The organism is Geminicoccus sp. (genome assembly GCF_036263595.1).
In the GTDB taxonomy this organism is placed as follows: Bacteria; Pseudomonadota; Alphaproteobacteria; order Geminicoccales; family Geminicoccaceae; genus Geminicoccus.
Map to the genome: position 1 here is coordinate 45,259 of NZ_DATAGQ010000167.1, position 21,847 is coordinate 67,105.

Here is a 21,847-nt window from a genome sequence, read left to right on the forward strand (position 1 = left end):
ACAGGACGGGAGGGCCTTGAAGCTGGCCTAGGCCAGTGCCGCCCTGATCCGGTCCAGCAGTGCTGTCCGCTCGGCCCGCGCCGCCAGCGCCTCCTCCATCCCGACCTCGATGAACTGCACCGGCTTGTGCGGCTGCAGTTGTGCTATCAGGTCCATGTCGGCGGAGATCACGGTGCCCAGCATGAAATAGCCGCCGCCCGACACGGCGTCCCGGTGCAGCACGATCGGCTCGGTGCCGCCCGGCACCTGGATCGAGCCGTAGGGATAGCAGGCATCCACGATGTTGGACGGATCGGAGCCTGCCCCGAACGGGGGCTCGCGCGGCACGAACTCGAGCGGCGTGCCGCCCTTGAACCGGTAGCCGATCCGGTCCGCCTCGGGCGCCACCTTCCAGGTGTCGGCGAAGAACTTCTGTCCGGCCGCCTCGGTGATCCGGTGCCAGTACAGGCCCGGCAGCATGCGCAGCCTGGCCGGCTCTGCATCCGTGCGGCGCAGTTCTGGCGACAGGCTGCGTCCCGCCGCGGTGCTGGACCCGGCGGATCCCGTCTGCACGACGTCACCCTCGGCAAGCTTGCGCCCCTCGAAGCCGCCCAGCGCCCCCAACGCATAGGTCGACCGGCTGCCCAGCACGACCGGCACGTCGATCCCGCCGGCGATCGCCAGATAGGCCCGCGCACCCTTGCGCAGATAGTCGAACGAGAGCGTCTGCCCGGCCTTTACCGTGAACGCCTTCCAGGTCGATTGCGGCTCGCCGTCCACCTTGGGCGGCATCTCAGCACCGGTGATCGCCACCACCGCGTCGTCCCGGAACAGGAGCTCCGGCCCCATGAACACGAGCTCGAGCCCGGCCGCTCCAGCCTCGTTGCCGACCAGCAGGTTCGCCGCGATCAGCGCCGCCTGGTCCATGGCACCCGAGAGCGGGATGCCCAGGTGGTAGTAGCCCGGCCGGCCCAAATCCTGCACGGTCGTCGCCAGGCCGGGCTTCTTGACCTCAAGCGCCATGGAGCAAGCCCTCCAGCTTCTTGGTATAGGCCCCAGGGTCGGCCTTGAACTCGTCCAGCGCGAAGCGGGTATCCCGCATCGTCGGGGTGAACTGGTGGTTCGCGACCTGCTCGATCGCGGTGTCGTAGGCCGCACGGTCGATCGGCTTGTACTTCACGATGTCGCCCGGCCGGAACAGCGCCATGAAGTCCCGAAGATACGGCGTTTCCTGCCTGGGATCGTAGATCGGCATCGGCGTGATCCCGAACATCTGGTAGCCGCCGGCACCGCGCACCGAGTAGATCGCGCCGAAGCAGCCGCCATGGCCCACGGTCAGCTTGGGCGTATCCGTGCGCGGGCGCAGGTACTTTGGCGATTCGATCTGCTTCGCGCGCTCGACCATCTGGTAGAGGAACGGCAGCCCCGCGACGAAACCCACCATCGACACGAACCAGGGCGCGCCAGAGTGCGCCTGGATGAACTCGGCATTGGAGGCGTAGCCGTTGATCCTGGCGGTATAGGCGATGTCGGTGGAAGTCGGGTCCTGGTGCCGCTCGCGGAAACGCATCAGCGTCTCGTGCGTCCAGGGATCCTCGTAGAAGACCGGCACCTCGATGATCCGGGTGTCGATCGTCGAATCCGAGTGCTCGGCCTCGGATTCGAGCCTCTTCAGCTCGGCAAGGAGGTCGGCCGGCTTGATCACATCCGGATCGTACTTGATCTGGAACGAGGCATTGGCCGGGCAGATCTCGGTCACACCCTTGATCTGGCTTTCCCGCACCGCCGTCGTGATCGACAGGCTCTTGAAGAAGGCGTCGAGCGACATCGCCTCGTCGACCTCGACGAAGATGTGCTCGTCCCCGCCGAACGAATAACGCGCCTCCATCATCGACCTCCGTTCATCGAATGCCCGAGCGTCGCCGCCCCCGTTTCGAGCCAGCGCTCGAGAAAGTTCGTGTCGAACCGCCCGGCCCGCACGTCCGAGTCCCGCACCAGCGCCTGGTGAAGCGCGCGGGTCGTCGGCACGCCCTGCACATCCAGGGCCGCCAGGGCATCTTCCAGCCGCGCCATCGCCTGCTCCCTGTCAGGGCCATGCACGATCAGCTTGCCAAGGAGCGAATCGTAGAAGGGCGGGACCATGTAGCCCTCGAACAGGTGGCTGTCGAAGCGCACTCCTTCGCCCGCCGGCACGGCGAGGCCGCTGATGACGCCGGGCCCCGGCATGAAGTTGCGCGCGGGGTCCTCGGCATTGATCCGGCACTCGATCGCGTGGCCCTGCAGATGGACGTCGCTCTGCTGGATCGACAAGGGCTTGCCCCGCGCGATCTCGATCATCATCGCCACCAGGTCCAGGCCGGTCACCATCTCGGTCACGGGGTGCTCGACCTGGATCCTTGTATTCATCTCGATGAAGTAGAAGGCCTGCCGCTGCTCGTCGTACAGGTACTCCAGCGTGCCCGCCCCACGGTAGCCGACATGCTCGGCCAGCCGCACGGCCGACATGCACAGTTCCTGACGCGTCGCGTCGTCCAGGGAGGGCGAGGGTGCCTCCTCCCAGACCTTCTGCCGCCGCCGCTGCAGCGAGCATTCCCGCTCGAAGGCGTGGATCGCGCGGCTGCCGTCGCCCAGGACCTGCACCTCGACATGGCGGGCACGCTCGATGAACGCTTCGAGGTAGACGCCGCCGTCGCCGAACGCCGCCTTGGCCTCCCCCTGCGCGGTCGCCAGCTGCTGGGCAAGCTCCGCCTCGTCGCGCACGATCCGGATGCCGCGCCCGCCGCCACCGGCCGAGGCCTTGATCAGCAGGGGATAGCCGATCGCCGTGGCCGCCGCCTGCGCCGCTTCCAGCCCCTCGACCCGGCCATCACTGCCGGGGACACAAGGGACGCCCGCCTTCATCGCTGCTTCGCGGGCCCTCACCTTGTCGCCCATGGTGGCGATCGTCTCAGGTCTCGGCCCGACAAACACCATCCCGGCCTCTTCCACGGCCGAGGCGAACGCCGCGTTCTCCGCAAGGAAGCCGTAGCCCGGATGCACCGCGCCAGCGCCTTTGGCCTTGGCGGCCTCCAGGATGTTCGGGATCGACAGGTAGGACTTGGACGCCTGGGGCGGCCCGATCTCGACCGCCTCGTCCGCGAGCCGGACCGGCAGCGAGTCCGCGTCCGCCTTGCTGTAGGCCTGGATGACCTTGAGCCCGAGCCCCTTGGCCGCGCGGTTGATGCGAAGCGCGATCTCGCCGCGGTTGGCGATCAGGATGGAGTCGAAGCTCATGCCAGGTCGACGAGCGGCTGGCCGGGCATGACCGCATCCTCGTCCTCGGCCAGGAATGCCGTGATCGTGCCGGCCACGTCGGACGTCACCTGGTTGAAGCTCTTCATCACCTCCACGATGCCCACCACGTCACCCACCGCGACGGTGTCGCCGACGTCCTTGAAGGGCGGCTGGTCGGGGGCGGGCTTGCGATAGAACGTGCCGGGCAACGGGGAGAGGATCTGCGCCATGACGTGCTCTTTCCTGGATCTGTTCAGACGGAGGCCATGACCTCGGAGAACGGGACGACCTTGATCCCCACTTGCTCCAGGCCGGCACGGATCGCCTTGATGATGTCGAGCGAGCCGGGCGTGTCGGAATGGAAGCAGATCGATTCGAACGGGATCTCGATGGTCTCGCCGTCCACCGTCTCGACCGTGCCTTCCTGGCAGGCCTTCACCACGCGCGCCGCCAGCGCTTCGGGATCCGGCCGGGTCACTTGGCGGGCGAACACGATCCGCCCCGATTTGTCGTAGCCGCGGTCGGCGTAGAACTCGCGGACATAAGGCTGGCCCTTCTCGTTCGCGATCCGGCAGGTGACCGCCGCATGCATGCCGAGTGCCGGCAGGTCCGGCTCATATGTGCGCAGCAGCTCGATGAACGCCTCCGACAGCGCCTCGTCGACCGCGGCATCCACGGCCAGCGCGCCATGCAGCTTCACGTGCCGGACCGGCACGCCATAGCGCCGCCCGAACTCGCGCACCGCACCCATCTGGTAGACGACGTCATTCATCAGCTCGGCCGGCGGCGCCTTGATCGTGCGCCGGCCGAAGCCCTGCAGGTCCCCATAGCCGGGATGGGAGCCCAGGCCCACGCCATGCTGCCTGGCAAGTTGCACCGAGCGGTCGATGTGGTTGGGGTCGCCGGCATGGAAGCCGGCCGCGACGTTGGCGCTGGTGATGAGCGGGAACAGGTCGGCATCGTCGACCCCGCCGAGCCGCCAGGGCCCGAACGCCTCGCCCATGTCGCAATTGATGTCGATCAGTCTGCGATAGGTCATGGCGCCCCCCATGCACGGCCCGTGCCGGACAGGCCTTCTCCCGCCGAAATGATCCCGCCGGCGCGCCGGACGCAAGCATCTGCATCTGGTTCCGCGCGGGCTGCCGAACCTGTGATCACGATGCGCATCGGTCAAGCATGGTCAAGACGAAGGTAAAACGTCGCTTCATCGGCGGATCGATGGGGACGGCCGAAGTGCAGTCCGGCCTGGCCCTGGTGCCCGCCGGCGCCTTTGCGCTTGGGGCCGCACCCGAGGCGCTCCGGATCGCGCCCGGCGCAGCCAGGAGCAGGATGGCCGTCGAGCGTCGCCTGAACCTGCTGGCGACCGTCCTGTCCCACCTCCCGCACGCGCTGTCCTCGGTCGTCTGATCGACGCCCGCCGGAAGAAGGCCGCTGCGCCAGCCCCTGGCGGCCCCAGCCTCCTTCGTGCAGGTTCCGGTTGCCCCTGATGCCCGGAGCCGTTCCTTGACCCTGCGCCCGCTGTTTCCCGATCGTGCCTTCGCCGCCTTCCTGTTCGACATGGACGGCACCATCCTGAGTTCGATTGCCGCTGCCGAGCGGGTCTGGAGCCGGTGGGCGCGCCGGCACGGGCTGGACGTCGAGGCCTTCTTGCCGACCATGCACGGCAAGCGCGGGGTCGACACGATCAGCCAGCTGAACCTCCCGGGCATCGACGTTCAGGCCGAGGCCGACTGGGTCACCCAGGCCGAGATCGAGGACGTCGCCGGCATCCGTCCGATCGCCCATGCGGCGGCATTCCTGGCGTCCCTCCCGCCCGAGCGCTGGACGATCGTCACCTCCTCCCCCCTGCCGCTCGCAAAGCGCCGGCTCGAAGTGGCCGGCCTGCCCATTCCGTCACGAATCGTGACCGCCGAGGATATTACCCGTGGCAAGCCTGCCCCCGACGGGTTCCTGCTCGCTGCCGAGCGTCTTGGGTTTGCCCCCAGAGAATGCTTGGTCTTCGAGGACGCCCCGGCCGGCATCGCCGCCGGCGAGGCTGCTGGGGCGAACGTGGTCGTCATCACCGCGACCCACACCCACCCGATCGACACGCGCCACTCGACGGTCCCGAGCTTCGAAGGGCTGAGCGTGCAGGTGAATGCCTCCGGGCTGCTGGAATTGCTCACCGCCGGGTAAAGGGCGCAGTCAGGCTGGCAGGTGCAAGCGCGTGGCAGCGATGGAAGGATCGATCCAGCCGAGGAGGTCCCGCCTGCCATGAGTCCACCGTCGGTCCGGTCGGTGAACAGGCGTCCCGCGGCAGCACTGATCCCGTCTGCAACTGCCTGGCGAAACAGGCTGCTCCACCTGGCGTCACCTGCGGGCGGGAACAGCTTTCCGCCGGCCAGATGGTCGAGGTAATCGCAGATCACCGTGGACTCGAGCCAGGGCGCCCAAGGAGGCTGGCATCACAGCATCCCGGCGACGGCGCCCTTTCATCCAGGGACAGCATGCCCGCAGCGTCGGTACAACCGGCTGCGCTTAGGTGATCACCGATCCATGCCGAGTAGGGCCTTTGTCTCGCCCGCAGCATCCTCAGGCGGTTCCCGGGGATGAAGCTCCACCTCTCCATGAGGTCGGTGTAACGGCCACCATCCTGTCCCGCACGGCCACCCGGACCCTGTCCATCACGCTGCACAGCCTTTAGGCATCCTGTTCAAGCTGTGATCACGCCACGCATCGTTCTAGCTTGGCCCCGCCGCCATCGACGGTGGCACGATGATTGCCGCCTTCGGTGTGCCGCCAAGTGGGAGGGATTTGGACACGATGACGACCGGCCAGGGCTTGAGGATCGCCGTCGATATCGGGGGGACGTTCACCGACATCTGCATCCTGAACGAGACGACCAAGGAACTGCGCGTCTTCAAGACCGCATCGACGCCGGACCCGATCGACGGGGTGATGAAGGGCGTGGCGGATGCCCGGATCGACCTGTCCGAGGTGACGCTGTTCTCGCATGGCACCACGGTCGCCACCAACGCGCTGATCACCCGTCGCCTGCCACCTACCGCCATGGTGTGCACGGCCGGCTTCCGCGACGTGCTGGAGATCCGGCGGGCCAACAAGGAAGATTTGTGGGACGCGTACAAGGACGTGGCCCCGCCCTATATCCGCCGCCGCGACCGGCTGACCGTGCCGGAGCGCATCGACGCCGACGGCAACGTAGTCCTTCCCCTGGACGAGCCGGCTGCCCGCGAGGTCGCCCGGGTCCTGCGCGCCCGGGGCGTGGCCGCTGTCGCCGTCTGCTTCATCAATTCCTTCATCAACGGCGCCCATGAGGCGCGCATGAAGGAGATCCTGGAGGAGGAGCTGCCGGGGGTTGCCATCTCGACGTCCTCGGAAGTCCTCCCGGAGATCTTCGAGCACGAGCGCTTCTCGACCACCGTCGTCAACGCAATCCTGCGCCCCGTGGCCGGCGACTATATCGGCCGCCTGAGCGACCGCCTGGCCGAGGGCGGCCTGAAGAGCGACCTCCTCCTGCTCCACTCGGGCGGCGGTGTCATGACCGCCAAGACCGCCAAGGATTTCGCCGGGCGCCTGGCCGGCTCCGGCATCGCCGCAGGGGCCATCGCCAGCCGCCACATCGCCATGCTCTGCGGCTACCCGAACTCGATCGGCGTCGACATGGGCGGCACCAGCGCTGACGTGTCGCTCGTCTGGGACGGTGTCAGCCGTGTCACCAAGGACTGGCACATCCAGTTCGGCTACCCCATCCGCTTCCCTTCGATCGAGGTGCTGACCATCGGGGCCGGCGGCGGCTCGCTCGCCTGGATCGACAGCGCCGGCGGCCTCCATAACGGTCCGCAGTCGGCCGGCGCCAACCCCGGCCCCTGCTGCTACGGCAACGGCAACACCGTGCCGACCAATACCGACGCCAACGTGGCCCTTGGCCGTCTCGGCACCGATCTGGCCGGCGGCGAGATCCACCTCCAGTACGACCTGGCCGCCACCGCGGTGAAGACGGGCGTGGCCGAGCCTTTGAAGATGCAGCCGAACGAGGCAGCCAAGGCGATCCTGAGCGTCGCCAACGCCAACATGGCCGACGCCGTCCGCCTGATCTCGATCACCCGCGGCTACGACCCGCGCGACTTCGCGCTGGTGGCCTTCGGCGGTGCCGGTGCGCTCCATGGCGCGGCGCTGGCCAAGGAACTGTCGATCCCGACCGTGATCGTGCCGCCGAACCCCGGCGTCACCTCCGCTCTCGGCTGCCTCCTGGTCGACATCCGCCACGACCTGGCGCAGAGCTATCTGGCCCCGGCCGCCAAGGCCGACACCGCCGAGGTCGAGGCGCGCTTTGCCGCCATGGAACAGGAAGCGCGCGAGCGCCTTGGCAAGGACGGCGTGCCGCCCGACGGCATGAGCCTGACCCGTTCGATCGACATGATGTACCAGGGCCAGTGGCGTTCGCTCAGCGTGCCGGTCCCGGCACCGCTGACCTCCATGGAGGACGCGGTCGCTGCCTTCCACGAGCTGCACCAGCGCGAGTACAACTTCCGCCGCGACGATGCGCCGGTGGGCCTGTTCCGCCTGAACCTGGTCGCGGTCGGCACCACGCCCAAGGCCGATCTCGCCGAGCACGACGCGGGCCAGTCCCTGCCGCAGCCGAAGTCCCGCCGTCCCGTCGACTTCGACGAGACCGAGCAACCGGTCGACACGCCGGTCTATTGGCGTTCCGACCTGCCGGCCGGTGTGGCCATCGAAGGCCCCGCCATCGTTGACCAGCTCGATTCGACCACGGTGATCCCGCCCGGGGTCACCGCCACGGTCGACAAGTGGCTGAACCTCATCCTGAAGATCTCGGAGGCCTGATCATGAGCGAGTTCGGCTCTCTCCATCCCGTGACCTTCGAGGTCCTCAAGAACGCCTACATCACCGCGGTCGACCAGATGGGCGAGCAGGTGCTGCGCACCTGCTATTCCTTCGTCATCTACAACCGCGACTTCTCCAACGCGCTGAACGACGTCAACGGCGATTCGATCGCCCAGGGCAACTTCGACATCGCCGTCCATGTCGGCACGCTGCACTACACGGCCAAGGACGCGATCCGGGTCTTCAAGGACGAGATGAAGCCCGGCGACGTCTACATGGTGAACGACCCCTATGCGGGCGGCACTCATTTCCCGGACGTCCGCATCATCCGGCCGATCTTCGTGGGCGACGAGGTGATCGCGTTCTCGCAGGCCAACGGCCACTGGTCGGACGTCGGCGGCAGCGTGCCCGGCTCCTTCGACGTGTCCGCAAAGGACATGTTCAAGGAAGGCATCCGCATCACGCCGGTCCGCATCTACGATGGCGGCCGCTTCTGCCACGACGTCGCCAACCTGATCGCCGCGAACACCCGCGACCCCGCCTCGATCATCGGCGACATGCACGCCCAGACCGAGGCCACCAGGGTCGCCGAGCGCGAGATCCTGCGGCTGGTCGACAAGTACGGCAAGGACACCGTGCTGGAGGGCTTCCGCGAGGTGCAGAACTACGTGGAGCGGGCCACCCGCCAGCGCATCGCGGCGCTGCCCGACGGCACCTGGGAAACGGTCGACTATATCGACCGGGATCCTGCCGGCGGCGAGGGCATGATCCCGATCAAGGTCAAGCTTACGATCAAGGGCGACGAGGTCATCTACGACTTCACGGGCTCGCATCCCTGCATCGGCACGCTCTACAACTCGGCCTTCGGCACGACCTTCTCGGCGGTCGTGGCCGGCATGAAGACCTTCTTCCCCGACCTGCCGCTGAACTCGGGCTTCTATCGCCCCATCAAGATCATCGCGCCCGAGGACACCATCGTGAACGCCAAGTGGCCGATCGCGGTCACCGGCTTTTTGATGCCGTTCGAGAAGATCATGAACTCGATCTACGAAATGTGGTCCGAGATCATGCCCGAGCGCGCCATCGCCTGCGCCTTCAACCTCGAATACTTGCTGACCGGCGGCCGCGACCGTCGCCATGACGCCAAGAACATCTTCATGTTCTATGACTGGCTGCCGGGCGGCTGGGGAGGGCGCAACGGCAAGGACGGCTCCAACGTCACCACGGCCTGCTTCGGCACCGGCCTGATGGCGCAGCCCGTCGAGGGCCAGGAGCGCACCAGCCCGATCCTGTGCCACGAGATGGAGATGCTGACCGACTCCGCCGGCCCGGGCCAGTGGCGCGGCGGTGTCGGCCTGCGCAAGACCAGCACGATCGGCGAGGCCGACCAAGTCGTCATCTCCTATATCTGCGACCGCGAGCGCGCGATCGTCTGGGGCATCAATGGCGGGCTTCCCGGCTACCCGCATGGCCTGGCGCTGCATCGCGGCGGCAAGGAAGCCCCGGAGGAATGGCTCGGCACCATCTTCTCCGACGTGCCGATCCAGAAAGGTGACCTGTTCACCCGCCCGACCTCCGGTGGCGGCGGCTTCGGCGACCCGCTCACCCGCGATCCCGCCCTGGTGGTGGAGGACGTCGCCGACGATCTCGTCTCGATCGAGCGTGCCGCCAAGGATTATGGCGTCGTCATCCGCACGATCGACGAGGACAAGGCCCTCTACGAAGCCGACCTTCCGGCCACCGAGAAGCTGCGCGCCGAGATCCGCTCGCAGCGCCGCGCCTGGCTGCAGGAGGCCCCGGAAACCGTGGTCCAGCTCTACCGTGACGGCAAGGTGGACCAGCTCGACCTGGTCCGCCGCTACGGCGTCATCCTGGACTGGGCCACCGGCGAGTTGATGCCCAACTCGACCGAGCAGTTCCGCGAGATGATGCAGAAGCGCTCGGCGTCACACTGGGCAGACTGAAGCCAATTGCCCCTGGAGCGACCGCGGTCGCTCCAGGGGCCGGCTCTGCTCCAAGGCCAGCGCGGCGCGGCCTGTTACGCCATGCCCTGTACCGATGCCGCGATGGCGCGCAGGTCGCCGGCGACGTCAGGGTGCCGTGCCGCGAGTTGATCGAGATCGCCGACCTCCACATCGGCCGGCACCACGCCCGGCCATTCCGTGCTGGCACCCAGGAACCAGTCACCGCTCCCGACCAGCCTCGCGGTATGGAACGTGCCGCCCGGGATGAGCAGTTGCACCACCTGGCCTGAGCGCAGGTCCGGCCCGACGACGATGCGCTCGCTCCGGCCGTCCGCATGGAGCAGGAAGACCTCCAGCGGATCGCCCAGATAGTAGTGGTAGAGCTGGTCGTTGCGGATCCGGTGCAGTCGAACCGGCGCATGTTGCGTGACCATGAAGTAGAGCGCGGACCCCAGCGGCCGCCCGTCCACGAACGGTGCCGGCAGGCAACCTGCGCCGATCGCCTGGCCGCTCACGAAGCCGACCCGGACGAAGCCGCAAGTGGCGTTCGGCTCCAGCTTCAGCAGTTCCACGACCTCGTCGGCGCTCAACATCTCAGGCATGGCCGTCCCCTCCCGATGGAGCTTCAGCCTGGACCATCCCGCCAATGCTGCCCAGGCAGATCATCACCAGGGCGATCGGACGGCTCCTCGTTCGGCGACGGCGAGGGTGAGCCTGCCATATCTGGTAGCCGCCAAAGGTCAGCATGAGCGGGCGAGCACGGCAAATATGATACCCGTACAATCACTCACCCACGGACGCGGGGTGGCCGCCTATAGGACAGGCCAATCATGTGATGTCGATCACATGCCGAAACTAGGCATGTGTTAAAACAAGCCCGCCAGTTTTTCTAGCATCCATGCGGCGATTACTGGCCGACCGCGCGGATGCGCGGCTACGACTTCGACCTCCGAGCGGAAGGCTTGTCCAACGCTGCCGGCGACGGCACGACCTATGATGCTGGATCCGTGAAGAACAGTCCGCACCGCACCTTCCGCAAGGTTCCTGAACCTGAAGGGAGACCCATATGCTGCGTACAAAACTTGCCTTGGTCGCTGCAGCGATCTGCGCCGTTGTGACCATGGCGGCCGCTGCGCCCGCCAAGGCGGAAACGATCGCCATCTCCGCCATGGGCTTCGTCACGCACTGCCCCTGTCCGACCACCAACGGCTATCAGGAAGAGGAGCAGAACGGCACGCTCAAGACGATCCAGCCCAGCTCCCGCTTCTTCGCGCCCGTCTCGTTCCCGAGCGGCGTGAAAGTGTGCAGGCTGAGCCTCGTCTATCGCGACTTCAACGGGAGCGACGCCATCCGGGCCCGGCTGGTGCGGAAGACCTATGCGACCGGCAGCAATGCCTTCGCTTCCCCGGTGATCATGGCCACGGCCACGAGTGCATCGGGCGCCATCGATACGGTACGGACCGCCTCGACCACGAGCATCAGCCAGGCGACCATCAGCAACACCAACTCGTTCTATTACGTGCTGGTGGAATCGGTGACCTTCAACCTGGATTTCCTGGGCGTGAAGATCGACACGAAGCCCAGCTCACAGTCCTGTAGCTAGAGCGACGCCACCTCGGACGTCGCCGTATCTCCGGGAGGACCATGCCGACCGGTGCTCAGCCAAGCCAGGCCAGTCCACGCCCTGTGGACTGGCCTGGCGAGCGCTGAACCACAAGCCTGGAATGCCGTCCGTTGGTCAGACCGCCACCGGATAGTCCGCCATCTCCGGCAGCATCGCCTCGATCACGAAGTCCACGAACGCGGTCGGCGCATCCAGGTAGAACTCCTTGGGCGAGAAGCTGCCGACGCTGGCCTCGATCCCGTGTGCCCCGAGCCAGGCCGCGAGATCCTCCAGCGCTGCCTTCGGCGTGTCGCTCAGGAAGGCTACCTGCGACAGCCTGCGGTCCTCGGCACGCGCCGTGGAATCGCTCCGGCAGAACTGCAGGTCGATATTGAAGCCCGGCTGGCGCAGCCAGATCGCCCGCTCGGTCCGGCGCAACTCGACGAAGCCGAGCTTGTCCTTGAACATCGTGACGATCGTCTCGAAGAACTGCATGTCCACGCGGTTGGCGACATGGTTCAACTGCATGGCGGTCAGCTCCCGGCCGGTAGTTCGCGAGCGGTCAGGGCGGCGGGGACAGGCCTGCCCTTGGACCGCGGCAGCTTCAGTTCCTTCGACCTTGTCAGTCCCTGCGGCATGAAGATCAGGATCAGCGCCATGCCGACGCCGAGTGCGATCTCCTGCGAGCCCTCGGGCAGGCCAAAGACGGATTCACCGACGGTCACGCCGGCTTCCAGGTAGCGGAAGAACTCGACGAACACCGTAACGGCGAACACGCCGACGACCGCGCCGGTGATGCTGCCCATGCCGCCGATGATCAGCATCGCCAGCGTCACGAAGGTGAGCTGCAGATAGAACATGTCGACGGTGACCACGCCCAGGAACTGCGCATAGAGCGTGCCGCCCAGGCCTACCACGAAGGCGGACAGGACGAAGGCGGCAAGGCGCACCCGCACGATGCTCACGCCGGACGCGCGCGCGGCCACCGGGTCGTCGCGGGTCGCGCGCAGCATCAGGCCCATGCGCGAGTTCTTGAACCAGAAGGCCAGCACGATCGCGATCAGGGCGAAGGCCAGGCCGATCCATGGGTCGACCACGGTCGGGATGCCGATGATCGAGGAGACGCCGGCCGTCACCGTGTCCCAGTTCGAGTAGACGTTGTTGACGATCGCCAGGAAGGCGAAGGTCGCAATCGAGGCGGCGATGCCGGACAGGCGCAGGATGACGGCGCCGAACACCAGCGCCACGGCGGCCGCCAGCACCGCACCCCCGCCGACTGCGGCCAGGAACGGGTACTGGTTCTCCTGCAGGAACATCGGCAGGCCCGTCAGCATCAGCTGCTTCCACATGGGATTGCAGGTGGCCCAGGCGGCTGCATAGGCGGCGATGCACATGAAGCCGATATGGCCGAACGAGACCACGCCTGAGTTCCCGATGAAGATCGAGATGCCGACCACGACTGTCAGGCGGATCAGGGCCTCGGTCACGGTCAGCTGGGCCTCGTCCCCGCCGACCAGGGTGACGAGCGCGGCCACCGCGGCCACCACGGCCAGCAGCAGGAGGAGGGGCAGGATGCGGCGGATGGGCGTCTCGGTCATACCCGCTCCACGAGGGCTTTGGTGGGGATGAGGCCGCTCGGGCGGACGAGCAGCATCAGGATCACGATCCCGAACACGAAGGAGTCCCGGAACGGCCGGAGCTCGTCCGGAAGGTAGGCCTGGAGGAACACGGACGCGAACGCGACCGCGAACCCGCCCGTGGCCGCCCCGACCAGGCTGCCCATGCCGCCGACCACCGTCGCGATGAACGCGAACAGCATGAGCGGCACGCCCATGGTCTGGCTGAGCGTGCCGACCTGGGACAGGAGCAGGAGGGAGGCCACCGCGGCCAGCACGCCCGAGAGCGCGAAGGCCAGACCAATCACGAGGTTGCCGCGCACGCCGAGATAGCGCGCCATCCGGAAGTCCTCGGCAGCCGCGCGCATCTGGATGCCGAGCGAGGTCCGCTTGAGCAGGAGCGTCAGCCCGCCCATCAGGACCAGCGTCGCCAGGATCGTCACGATCTGCAGGAGCGGGATCCGCACCTCGCCCATCTGCAGCTGGTAGTTCAGGTTCGACCAGAGATCGACGCTCTTGGGCCTGGAGCCGTAGAACATCAGGATGACGTTCTGGATCACGAAGCTCACTGCGAAGGACGCGATCATGAGCGTCGACGGGTCGGCCCGGCGCACGTGGCGGAACACGAGGAAGTCCGAGGCCAGCGCCGCCACGACGACGACCACTGCCACGGCGGCGATCACCAGGAACCAGGGCCAGTTGCCGATGAACAGCGTTGCCACCGCTTCGGTGGAGGGGATGATCAGCGCGTAGGCGCCAAGCGTGATCAGGTCGCCATAGGCGAAGTTGATCAGCCGCAGGATGCCGAACAGGAGGCCGATGCCGAGGGCTGCCAGCGCGTAGAGGCTGCCGAGCGACAAGGCGTCGATGAAGGTCTGGGCAAAATTGATCATCACATGGCCTCGCTCAGGGCCGGTGCCGGATGGTCGTCGAAACCGAAATAGGCGCGCGTGATCGCTTCGCCGTCCTGCAGCTCGCCCGTGGGGCCTTCCAGCTGGATCCGGCCGTTGCGCAGGACGTAGATGCGGTCGCTGAACTTGAGCATCCGGTCGGAGCTCTGCTCGTTGATGAGCATGGTGAGTCCGCGTTCGCGCCGAAGTCCCAGGAGCGCGTCGTACACCGTGTCGACGATCTTCGGCGCCAGGCCCAAAGACGGCTCGTCGACCATCACCAGCCTTGGCCGCGTCATCAGCGCCCGCGCGATCACCAGCATCTGCTGCTCGCCGCCAGACAGTCGGCCGGCCGGCTGGCGCCAGCGCTCCTTTAGCCGCGGAAAGTAGCCGAGAAGCAGCTCGCTATCCTTGGATACGTGCCGCCGGTCGCCCATGGCATAGGTACCGATCAGCAGGTTCTCCTCCACGGTCAGCGTGCCGAACACGTGGCGGCCTTCGGGCACCATCGAGATGCCGAGCCGCGCGATGTTCTCGGGGGCCACGCCGACAAGGTCCTTGCCGTCGAAGGTGATGCGCCCGCGCCTGGGGGGCACGCCCCCGGCGACGGCCGCCATCAGGGTCGACTTGCCGGCTCCGTTGGGGCCGACCACGCAGACCGCCTCGCTCTCCCGGACGTTCAGCGAGACGCCGGCCAATGCGGTGGTGCCGCCGTAGGAGACGGCCAGGTCCTGGATCTCCAGCATCACGCGTGGTGCTCCGCCATTTCGAGCTGCTTTTCGCCTTCGCTGCCGAGATAGGCGGCGAGCACCGCCTTGTTGCGCTGGATCTCGGCGGGCGTGCCCTCCGCGATGGTCCGGCCGCTGTCCAGCACGTGGATCAGGTCGCAGGCCCCCATGACCATGCGCATGTTGTGCTCGATCAGGAGGATGCCGCAGGCGAAGGTCTTGGGGATGGCCGTGACGATCCGGAGCAGCTCGTCGCATTCCGCATCCGACATGCCGGCCGCCGGCTCGTCGAGCAGGAGGAAGGCCGGCCCCAGCAGGAGGGCGCGGGCGATGCCGACCCGGCGCTCGTCCGTGTAGGGCAAGGCACCCGCCACCGTGTCCGCCCGGTCGGACAGGCCCAGCCAGTCGACCATCTCCAGCGCCAGCTTGTGGGCCTGCCGGCGGCTGAGCCCCATGCCCGTGCCGGTCACCTCGACATTCTCCAGCACGGTCAGCCCCTTGAACAGCCGGCCGGCCTGGAAGGTGCGGGCGACCCCCTGGTGCCGGAAATGCTCGGCCGTCCATCCGGCGGTGCTGCTGCCGCCCAGCAGGATCCGGCCTTCCGTGGGTGCCTGGAACCCGGTCATGCAGTTGACGAGCGTGGTCTTGCCCGCACCGTTCGGGCCGATCAGCCCCAGGATCTTGCTCCGTTCCAGCGACAGGGTGACGTCGCCGATGGCGGTGAGGCCGCCGAACCGCACGGAGACGCCCTCGGCGGCGAGCACGGCAGCCTGCGGCTGGTCCACACCGGGCGCGATCGGGGTAGGTCTGCTGATCATTTTGGCATCAGCCCGCATCTCTTGTGATCACAGTTGATAAGCCCTGGATGGCGCGCCTGTGAAGCCCAGCCTAGGCAGCCGCTTCTCCCGATGCAGCAAGATCCATGCAAATCCCGAGATTGGGGCATCGGCCGGAGGGGCTGGTATGCCTCTTGCTACCTGTCTGCTGGCGTCCTTTGATCGGAGCGCCCTCATACGGGGTGGGAGATAGGCATGATCGGTTCGAGATTTCTGGGAGCGGTCGCGTTCGGCGCCGCCCTGACATTGGGTGCGCCGGCGCCGCAGGCGGCCGATGAGATCGTTCTGGGCTTCGCCGTGGCCGATTCCGGCATGATGAATGCCTATGACAGCGATTCGAAGAAGATGGCGCTGTTGTGGATGGACGAGCAGAACGCCAAGGGCGGCCTGCTCGGCAAGCAGATGAAGGCCGTCTCGGCCGATACGAAGTCGGATCGCGTCGAGGGAGCGAAGGCCGGCCAGCGGGTCCTGCGCGATGGTGCCGTGCTCGTCTTCGCCACCTGCGACTACGACTATGGCGCGCCGGCAGCGCTCCAGGCCCAGCAGGCCGGCGTGATCTCCGTGTTCCTGTGCGCCGGCGACCCGAAGGCGGGCGTCATGGGCGTCGGTCCCTTCTCCTTCACCTCGTCGAATGCCGCCCAGGTCGAGGGTGCCACCCTCGCCGAGTGGGGCGCAAAGAAGAAGAACTACAAGACCGCCTACGTCCTGCTCGACGAATCGCTGGAATACAACAAGTCGGCCTGTGCCGGCTTTGACTGGGCCTTCCCCAAGGTCGGCGGCGAGATCGTCGGTCACGACGTGTTCAAGGGCAGCGACCCTTCCATTGCCTCGCAGATCACCCGCTTCCGCTCGATCACGGCCGAGAAGCCGGTCGACGTGTTCGTGCTGTGCTCGTCCATGCCGGGCGCGGGCAGCGCGCTCCGGCAGATCCGCGGTGCCGGCATCGACCTGCCGGTGTTCGGCTCGCAGTCGATGGACGGCCTGTATTGGCAGGATGCCGTGCCTGGCCTGAAGGACTTCTACGTCCCGATCCAGGCCTCCTCCTACGGCGACGACCCGCGGCCCGAGGTGAACGAGTTGGCTGAGCGCTTCGCCGCCAAGTTCGGCGCGCGGCCGGCCAGCCAGTACGCCTTCCCGATCTGGGCCTTCATGGAGCTGTGGGGCAAGGCGGTCGAGAAGGCCGGCACCACCGACGCCAAGGCCGTGGTGGACGTGATGAACACCTATAAGGACGAGCCCACCCTGCTCGGCCCCAGGACCTTCACGCCCATGCTCCACATCCAGGACCAGCCGCTCGAGCTGATCGCCGAGGTCGGCGGCGGCCAGGGCAAGGTCATCGACCAGTGGCGCATCTCCGAGCCGGTCCCGCAGGAAGTGCTGTACCGTCTGAAGAAGTGACCTCTCCGACGCGTTCGTGACACGAGGCGTCCCTGCCGCAAGGCAGGGGCGCCTTTTCTTTGCAGCTGCAGCAGACGGCCATCAGGAACGTAGGTTCTTGCCGACCCGTCCCGTTCGGCCTAGCTCGCCGTCACGTACATTGCCTTGATCTTGGCCAGCGAGGGCACGCCCTGCTTGTCCAGCACGAACAGCATGTAGAAGCCGGGCGTGGCGATCGTGTTCTTGGTGGGCGCCTTGACGCTCAGCACGTTGCCGTCGCGGGTGAACGGCAGCTCCATGAAGCGCTGGTCCATGTTGAAGCTGTGGGTGACCGAGCCTGTCTTCACCAGGGTCACGCGGCCGACCTTTGCGCCGTCGTCGACGGTGAGCGTGAAGTCCGTCCCGACCTTCAGGCTGCTGGGCGAGGCCAGGATGCGTGGGCGACGCAGGCGCTGGCCATCGGCGCGGAACATGTAGGGCGGGTAGTAGAGTTCCACGTTGGTGTTGGTCTGCGGGCCCGGCGCCCCGCCGCCGCCGACCAGTACCGAGCCGTCGTAGAGCAGGATCGCCGTCGAGTGGTAGAGCCGCGCTTTGCCCGAACTGGTGGAAGCGCCCTGGGTCCAGCGCTCCGTGGCCGGGTCCCAGATCAGCGCCTTGCTGTTGACGCCGGTGAGCTTGTTGGACGCGAGCGAGCCGCCGGTCACCACCACCTTGCCGTCCGGCAGGATCGTGGCCGTGCTCCAGTGAAGGCCATAGGGCAGCTTCTCGACGGACTTCACCACCGGGCTGGAACCATTGATGTCGATCGTCGCCAAGTTGGCGCTGGCCACGCTGCTCGTCGGCCCGCCGCCGACCCGCAGGATCTTGCCCGGCGCGTACATGGCCTCGGTCGACTTGGTGCCGAACGAGCCCGGCATGGTGCCGGCCGAGGTGAACTTTCCTGTCCCCCGCCAGTCGACATAGTACATGGCATTGTTCGAGACGCCGAAGATCCGGCCGTCCGGCGCCACCCAGTTGCGCGGGTAGGACCAGTGCACGCTGCTTGTGGCCGCACCGGTCAGGAGCCGGAACTTGCCGCCGCGCGAGCGGACCTCCGGGAAGTCGCCGCCCTGGTCGCCGCCTTGGATGTAGACCTCGCCGTTGGGCAGGCTGGTCGTCGTTGCGTACCAGCGCACCCGGTTCATGTCCGCACCTTTGACCAGGGTCTTGTCGGCGTTCCGCAGGACCGTGGAGCTGGCGACGCCGATATTGTCCACGTCGTCGCCGACACCGGAATCACCGCCGGCGATCAGGATGTCTCCACTTTGGGGCATCAGGACCTGGGCGCTGCAGAAGATGTTGGTATTGGTGCCGTTCGGCAGGGTCAGGTGGTCACCGTTCAGCCCGTCCGAGGGCTTCCAGATGTCGTAGATGAAGTAGCCCGATGAGCGACCGGCAGCATTGGTGCCATAGCTCATGATCCGGCCGTCGCGGGTCATCACCATGTGGATCGGAATGAGAGGCCATGGGGCCAGTGCCGACCAGGCGCCGACCGTGCTGCGAGGGTCGGGCACGGTAGCGGCCGGAGCCTCCGTGCTGAGCCCAGCGATCGTGATACTAAGTCCCAGAATTTGAGCGAGCGACTGGAGGCGGCCGATCAGCGGCCAGCGGAAATCTGGCGGTAGCATGTTCATAGCAATCTAGAAGTCGAAAATGACGTTCGAAATATACACCTAAGAGGTGAACATTTGCCGCGGGATTAGTCAATCGCCGATGTGGCACAAACCAGATGCAAAGCATGGCATTCGGGTGTTTTTAGATAAGAGTGGTTCTGCCAAAAGAACAGAAATCAATCCTGATATATTTATGGGCTCTCGGAGATGGCAGAATTGCATTTTAGTTCTGCGAGACTTCTTTATCATTTTGCTGAACATTTTTCCGTGCCAGCAAATGAAACCGAAAAGAACGCGCAGCCATCACGCGTAGAAATGCCAATAAGAATATCTTCCTTTAAATGCGCTACGTATCCTGCTATGCTGACAGCCTCAGCCCTTTGCCGTGCAGGTCGCCGTGATGCCCAGTCGCTCCCCAGCCCAGATCGAAGCCTCCCGTCGCAACGGCGCGAAGAGCCGGGGACCAGTGACCGAGGAGGGCAAGGCGCGCTCGGCGCAGAACGCCCGCTCCTACGGCTTCCGCTCCTCCAGCGTCGGCCTGTTCGACTTGGACGACGAAGAACGGTTCCGGCAGCTCGAAGCCGGGATCCAGGAGCGCTACCAGCCCACCTGCCCGGTCGAGGCTGCCATCTGCGCGCGCATGACCTTGGCGCTCTGGCGGGCCGAGCGGGCCGATGCGCTCGAGGCGGAGTACTGGTGCCTTCTGCCGTACGGTGCTTCGAGCGGGACGCCGCTGCGCAGGGCGCGGGTGCTGCATGCCGAGGAAGCGAACCGTCGTCACGGCCTGCAGACGATCCTGCGCTATCAGGCGGAGGCCATGAACGCGTTCACGCGCGCGGTGCGTGCGCTCACGCTCCTGCGCAAGGAGAAGGCTGAGCCTGCACCCGAGCCGGCCAACGAGAACCAGCCGGCGGAGCTGCCATCCGCTTGCACGAACGAACCCGAGCCCGCTGAGCCCGAGCCGGCGCCGGCAGGGGCCGAGCCTCCGGCCGAAGGTCCACCCGCAGCCGCAAAGCCAGAGGCGCCTGCCTCACTCGGCTGGAGTGCCGCAGAGTTTCATGCCTGGAGCGAGCGCTGTCGCGCCAGGATCGAGCAGTTCGTGGCAGGTCCCGAACTGCCCGATGACACGGACGAACCCGGGCTCAGCCAGCCCAGCCATAGGCGGAGCGTGCCGCCGTCTCGCTGACATAGCCCTCCGCCACGTCCTCCTGCACGAGCTCGCGGTCGCGCTCCTGCGGGCTGCCATAGCCGCCGCCACCGGGCGTGATCAGCAGGACTCGGTCCCCCGGCTCGAACACGACGTTGGCGTACTTGCTGGTCGACATCTTGTTGTGCAGCTCGCGCACCGTCGACCAGTCGTCGTGGCCGGCCTTCTTGACGCGCGTGCCGCCATTGCCGCCGAGCCCGCCGCCGAACAGCCCGTAGGGCTTCAGCTCGTGCCGGTCGCTGCATTGGCTGCCGGTGATTGGCACCGTGCGGATCAGGAGCGTGCGCTGGTAGCCGAGGCCACCCCGCCACTCGCCGGCCCCGCCCGAATCCTGGATGAGCTCGCAGTTCTCCACCATGAGCGGGAAGCGCGTCTCGAACACCTCGGTCGGGTTGAAGCGGCAGTTGCCGTTGATGGCGTTCACGCAGTCGTTGCCGTCATGGCCGAACCTTCCGCCCCAGCCGCCCGACATGATGTCGTAGCAGGCGAAGTACTCGTCATGGTCGGGATGGTCGCCGCCGAACACGAAGTTGGTGCTGGTCCCCGATTCCGAGGCCATCACCCGCTCCGGCACGCATCCACCCATGGCCGCGATCACGATGTTGGCAAGGCGCGGATGGGTCTCGGTGTTCCCCGCCACCAGCGGCCCCGGATAGTCGACGTTCACGACCTTGGCCGGTGGTGCGACCACCCGGATCGGGCGGAACGCGCCCGAGTTCTTCGGGATCGAGGCATCGGTGACGTGGAGGATGCCGTTATAGGTGGCACCCGTGGTCACGCCGAGCGTCGCGTTGATCGGCCCCTTGGCCTGCTCCGACGAGCGCGAGAAGTCGGCCACGACCTCGTCGCCCTGGACGTGGACGTCGACCGCCAGCGTGAAGCCCTTGCGCTGGATGCCGTCGTTCTCGACGATGTCCTCGAAGGAATAGGTGCCGTCCGCGAAGCTCGCAAGCTCCGCGCGCATCCGCCGCTCGGCATAGTCCATCAGGTCTTCGCAGGTCTGCTTGAAGACGTCCTTGCCGTACTTGCGCACGATCTGGACGATGCGGTCCACGCCCAGGTTCACCGAGCCGATCATGGCGCGCAGGTCGCCATAGCTTTGCCGCGGCGTGCGGGTGTTGGCGAGGATCAGCTTCCAGACTTCCTCGACGTCCTTGCCGGCCTTCATGATCTTCACGGGCGGCACGCGCATGCCCTCATGGAAAATCTCGGTCGCCTCGCCGCAGAACGCTCCCGGCACCATGCCGCCGATCTCGGCGATATGCCCGATGCAGACCGCAAAGCCGAGCAGCTCGCCGTCCACGAAGAACGGCTTGAAGAAGGTGTGCTCCGGGCAATGGAGGCCGCCCCGGTAGGGGTCGTTGTGCAGGAGGATGTCACCCTCCTCCAGCGTGTCGAACGGGATCTCCTGGGCGCAGGTCTTGATGAGCAGCGGCATGCCGCCGATCATGGTCGGGCAGAACTCGGCGCAGGCGATCATGTCGCCCTTGGCGTCGGCAAGGGCGCAGGTGAAGTCGAGCCCCTCGTTGAAGATCGTCGAGTACGACGTCTTCATGAGCAGGATGCCCATCTCCCGGCAGATCGACACCATGGTCGAATCCAGGATGTTCATGTTGACCATGTCGAGGGGCGCCAGCCGCTCGCCCTTGGCCGGATAGGCCGCCTCGAACGGGAGCTTCGGCTGCACGATCGGCAGCCTGGGGTTCTCCACCCCCTTGGCCTTCATCTCCGCCCACTCGACGCACCAGGGCGAGCAGAACAGGCCGGAAGCTTTCGGTCCCTTGCGGATCCCCTCGCCATAGACGAGCAGGCCGCAGTTCGCGCACTTGTTGTACTTTTCGACGTAGAAGCCGTTCTCGGACATCCGCATGGTGGCA

Annotated in this window: 20 protein-coding genes; 7 read left to right on the forward strand and 13 right to left on the reverse strand. The window is 66.6% G+C overall.

Annotated features, from left to right (window positions below):
- Positions 1 to 27: 27 nt before the first annotated feature.
- Genes VHL31_RS18160 through VHL31_RS18180 form a run of 5 tightly spaced genes read right to left on the reverse strand, consistent with a single transcriptional unit; the run spans position 28 to position 4,291 of the window.
- Positions 28 to 1,002: a biotin-dependent carboxyltransferase family protein gene (locus tag VHL31_RS18160; protein WP_329662654.1), complete on the reverse strand. Its 975-nt coding sequence runs from the start codon at positions 1,000 to 1,002 to the stop codon at positions 28 to 30.
- Positions 992 to 1,867, reverse strand: coding sequence for an allophanate hydrolase subunit 1 (locus VHL31_RS18165; protein WP_349262485.1), 876 nt, complete (start codon positions 1,865 to 1,867; stop codon positions 992 to 994). Before VHL31_RS18165 ends, VHL31_RS18160 begins: the two co-directional genes overlap by 11 nt.
- Entirely contained in the window at positions 1,867 to 3,252 is a 1,386-nt protein-coding gene (locus VHL31_RS18170) for an acetyl-CoA carboxylase biotin carboxylase subunit (RefSeq protein ID WP_329662656.1), read from the reverse strand. The genes VHL31_RS18165 and VHL31_RS18170 overlap by 1 nt, the downstream gene beginning before the upstream one ends.
- Positions 3,249 to 3,482, reverse strand: a complete 234-nt coding sequence (locus VHL31_RS18175; protein WP_329662657.1) for an acetyl-CoA carboxylase — start codon at positions 3,480 to 3,482, stop codon at positions 3,249 to 3,251. Before VHL31_RS18175 ends, VHL31_RS18170 begins: the two co-directional genes overlap by 4 nt.
- A gap of 23 nt (positions 3,483 to 3,505) precedes the next feature.
- Positions 3,506 to 4,291 (reverse strand): 5-oxoprolinase subunit PxpA, encoded by a 786-nt coding sequence (locus VHL31_RS18180; RefSeq protein WP_329662658.1) that lies wholly within the window; start codon positions 4,289 to 4,291, stop codon positions 3,506 to 3,508.
- A 137-nt stretch (positions 4,292 to 4,428) separates the two neighbouring features.
- Here VHL31_RS18180 and VHL31_RS18185 point away from each other — a divergent pair, with 137 nt between their 5' ends.
- The 4 genes from VHL31_RS18185 to VHL31_RS18200 all read left to right on the forward strand — a co-directional run bounded on the left by VHL31_RS18185 (position 4,429) and on the right by VHL31_RS18200 (position 10,061).
- Positions 4,429 to 4,659: a hypothetical protein gene (locus tag VHL31_RS18185; protein ID WP_329662659.1), complete on the forward strand. Its 231-nt coding sequence runs from the start codon at positions 4,429 to 4,431 to the stop codon at positions 4,657 to 4,659.
- A gap of 96 nt (positions 4,660 to 4,755) precedes the next feature.
- A complete protein-coding gene (locus VHL31_RS18190) occupies positions 4,756 to 5,427 on the forward strand; it encodes an HAD-IA family hydrolase (RefSeq protein ID WP_329662660.1) in 672 nt (223 codons plus the stop codon).
- Between the two features lie 627 nt (positions 5,428 to 6,054).
- Positions 6,055 to 8,097, forward strand: coding sequence for a hydantoinase/oxoprolinase family protein (locus VHL31_RS18195; RefSeq protein WP_329662661.1), 2,043 nt, complete (start codon positions 6,055 to 6,057; stop codon positions 8,095 to 8,097).
- A 2-nt stretch (positions 8,098 to 8,099) separates the two neighbouring features.
- Positions 8,100 to 10,061, forward strand: coding sequence for a hydantoinase B/oxoprolinase family protein (locus tag VHL31_RS18200; protein ID WP_329662662.1), 1,962 nt, complete (start codon positions 8,100 to 8,102; stop codon positions 10,059 to 10,061).
- Positions 10,062 to 10,135: 74 nt separating this feature from the next.
- On the opposite strand, the gene VHL31_RS18205 is transcribed toward VHL31_RS18200, so the two are convergent.
- Positions 10,136 to 10,663, reverse strand: a complete 528-nt coding sequence (locus tag VHL31_RS18205) for a cupin domain-containing protein (RefSeq protein ID WP_329662663.1) — start codon at positions 10,661 to 10,663, stop codon at positions 10,136 to 10,138.
- A gap of 464 nt (positions 10,664 to 11,127) precedes the next feature.
- Between VHL31_RS18205 and VHL31_RS18210 the strand changes: the two genes are divergently transcribed.
- Entirely contained in the window at positions 11,128 to 11,664 is a 537-nt protein-coding gene (locus VHL31_RS18210) for a hypothetical protein (RefSeq protein WP_329662664.1), read from the forward strand.
- A 135-nt stretch (positions 11,665 to 11,799) separates the two neighbouring features.
- On the opposite strand, the gene VHL31_RS18215 is transcribed toward VHL31_RS18210, so the two are convergent.
- From VHL31_RS18215 to VHL31_RS18235, 5 genes are read right to left on the reverse strand one after another with little or no spacing between them, the layout of a single operon-like run.
- Positions 11,800 to 12,192, reverse strand: coding sequence for a hypothetical protein (locus VHL31_RS18215; protein ID WP_329662665.1), 393 nt, complete (start codon positions 12,190 to 12,192; stop codon positions 11,800 to 11,802).
- 5 nt (positions 12,193 to 12,197) lie between these two features.
- Entirely contained in the window at positions 12,198 to 13,262 is a 1,065-nt protein-coding gene (locus VHL31_RS18220) for a branched-chain amino acid ABC transporter permease (protein ID WP_329662666.1), read from the reverse strand.
- Entirely contained in the window at positions 13,259 to 14,173 is a 915-nt protein-coding gene (locus tag VHL31_RS18225; RefSeq protein WP_329662667.1) for a branched-chain amino acid ABC transporter permease, read from the reverse strand. The genes VHL31_RS18220 and VHL31_RS18225 overlap by 4 nt, the downstream gene beginning before the upstream one ends.
- Positions 14,173 to 14,916, reverse strand: a complete 744-nt coding sequence (locus VHL31_RS18230) for an ABC transporter ATP-binding protein (protein ID WP_329662684.1) — start codon at positions 14,914 to 14,916, stop codon at positions 14,173 to 14,175. Before VHL31_RS18230 ends, VHL31_RS18225 begins: the two co-directional genes overlap by 1 nt.
- Complete coding sequence (locus VHL31_RS18235; protein ID WP_329662668.1) at positions 14,916 to 15,716, reverse strand: ABC transporter ATP-binding protein; 801 nt, start codon at positions 15,714 to 15,716, stop codon at positions 14,916 to 14,918. The genes VHL31_RS18230 and VHL31_RS18235 overlap by 1 nt, the downstream gene beginning before the upstream one ends.
- Before the next feature lie 213 nt (positions 15,717 to 15,929).
- On the opposite strand from VHL31_RS18235, the gene VHL31_RS18240 reads away from it, so the two are divergent.
- Positions 15,930 to 17,132: an ABC transporter substrate-binding protein gene (locus VHL31_RS18240; protein WP_329662669.1), complete on the forward strand. Its 1,203-nt coding sequence runs from the start codon at positions 15,930 to 15,932 to the stop codon at positions 17,130 to 17,132.
- Between the two features lie 119 nt (positions 17,133 to 17,251).
- Here VHL31_RS18240 and VHL31_RS18245 read toward each other — a convergent pair whose 3' ends face one another.
- Complete coding sequence (locus VHL31_RS18245; protein WP_329662670.1) at positions 17,252 to 18,778, reverse strand: galactose oxidase early set domain-containing protein; 1,527 nt, start codon at positions 18,776 to 18,778, stop codon at positions 17,252 to 17,254.
- A gap of 385 nt (positions 18,779 to 19,163) precedes the next feature.
- Here VHL31_RS18245 and VHL31_RS18250 point away from each other — a divergent pair, with 385 nt between their 5' ends.
- On the forward strand, positions 19,164 to 19,949 hold the full coding sequence (locus VHL31_RS18250; RefSeq protein ID WP_329662671.1) for a hypothetical protein: 786 nt from the start codon (positions 19,164 to 19,166) through the stop codon (positions 19,947 to 19,949).
- On the opposite strand, the gene VHL31_RS18255 is transcribed toward VHL31_RS18250, so the two are convergent.
- Entirely contained in the window at positions 19,906 to 21,840 is a 1,935-nt protein-coding gene (locus VHL31_RS18255; RefSeq protein WP_329662672.1) for a hydantoinase B/oxoprolinase family protein, read from the reverse strand. The two genes, VHL31_RS18250 and VHL31_RS18255, sit on opposite strands and share 44 nt — an antisense overlap.
- Positions 21,841 to 21,847 lie beyond the last annotated feature (7 nt).

Coding starts and splice junctions, on each gene's coding strand:
- VHL31_RS18160 (WP_329662654.1), bottom strand. CDS start 1,002: ATGGCGCTTGAGGTCAAGAAGCCCGGCCTGGCGACGACCGTGCAGGAT.
- VHL31_RS18165 (WP_349262485.1), bottom strand. CDS start 1,867: ATGGAGGCGCGTTATTCGTTCGGCGGGGACGAGCACATCTTCGTCGAG.
- VHL31_RS18170 (WP_329662656.1), bottom strand. CDS start 3,252: ATGAGCTTCGACTCCATCCTGATCGCCAACCGCGGCGAGATCGCGCTT.
- VHL31_RS18175 (WP_329662657.1), bottom strand. CDS start 3,482: ATGGCGCAGATCCTCTCCCCGTTGCCCGGCACGTTCTATCGCAAGCCC.
- VHL31_RS18180 (WP_329662658.1), bottom strand. CDS start 4,291: ATGACCTATCGCAGACTGATCGACATCAATTGCGACATGGGCGAGGCG.
- VHL31_RS18185 (WP_329662659.1), top strand. CDS start 4,429: ATGGTCAAGACGAAGGTAAAACGTCGCTTCATCGGCGGATCGATGGGG.
- VHL31_RS18195 (WP_329662661.1), top strand. CDS start 6,055: ATGACGACCGGCCAGGGCTTGAGGATCGCCGTCGATATCGGGGGGACG.
- VHL31_RS18200 (WP_329662662.1), top strand. CDS start 8,100: ATGAGCGAGTTCGGCTCTCTCCATCCCGTGACCTTCGAGGTCCTCAAG.
- VHL31_RS18205 (WP_329662663.1), bottom strand. CDS start 10,663: ATGCCTGAGATGTTGAGCGCCGACGAGGTCGTGGAACTGCTGAAGCTG.
- VHL31_RS18210 (WP_329662664.1), top strand. CDS start 11,128: ATGCTGCGTACAAAACTTGCCTTGGTCGCTGCAGCGATCTGCGCCGTT.
- VHL31_RS18215 (WP_329662665.1), bottom strand. CDS start 12,192: ATGCAGTTGAACCATGTCGCCAACCGCGTGGACATGCAGTTCTTCGAG.
- VHL31_RS18220 (WP_329662666.1), bottom strand. CDS start 13,262: ATGACCGAGACGCCCATCCGCCGCATCCTGCCCCTCCTCCTGCTGCTG.
- VHL31_RS18225 (WP_329662667.1), bottom strand. CDS start 14,173: ATGATCAATTTTGCCCAGACCTTCATCGACGCCTTGTCGCTCGGCAGC.
- VHL31_RS18230 (WP_329662684.1), bottom strand. CDS start 14,916: ATGCTGGAGATCCAGGACCTGGCCGTCTCCTACGGCGGCACCACCGCA.
- VHL31_RS18235 (WP_329662668.1), bottom strand. CDS start 15,716: ATGATCAGCAGACCTACCCCGATCGCGCCCGGTGTGGACCAGCCGCAG.
- VHL31_RS18240 (WP_329662669.1), top strand. CDS start 15,930: ATGATCGGTTCGAGATTTCTGGGAGCGGTCGCGTTCGGCGCCGCCCTG.
- VHL31_RS18245 (WP_329662670.1), bottom strand. CDS start 18,778: ATGCTACCGCCAGATTTCCGCTGGCCGCTGATCGGCCGCCTCCAGTCG.
- VHL31_RS18250 (WP_329662671.1), top strand. CDS start 19,164: ATGCCCAGTCGCTCCCCAGCCCAGATCGAAGCCTCCCGTCGCAACGGC.
- VHL31_RS18255 (WP_329662672.1), bottom strand. CDS start 21,840: ATGCGGATGTCCGAGAACGGCTTCTACGTCGAAAAGTACAACAAGTGC.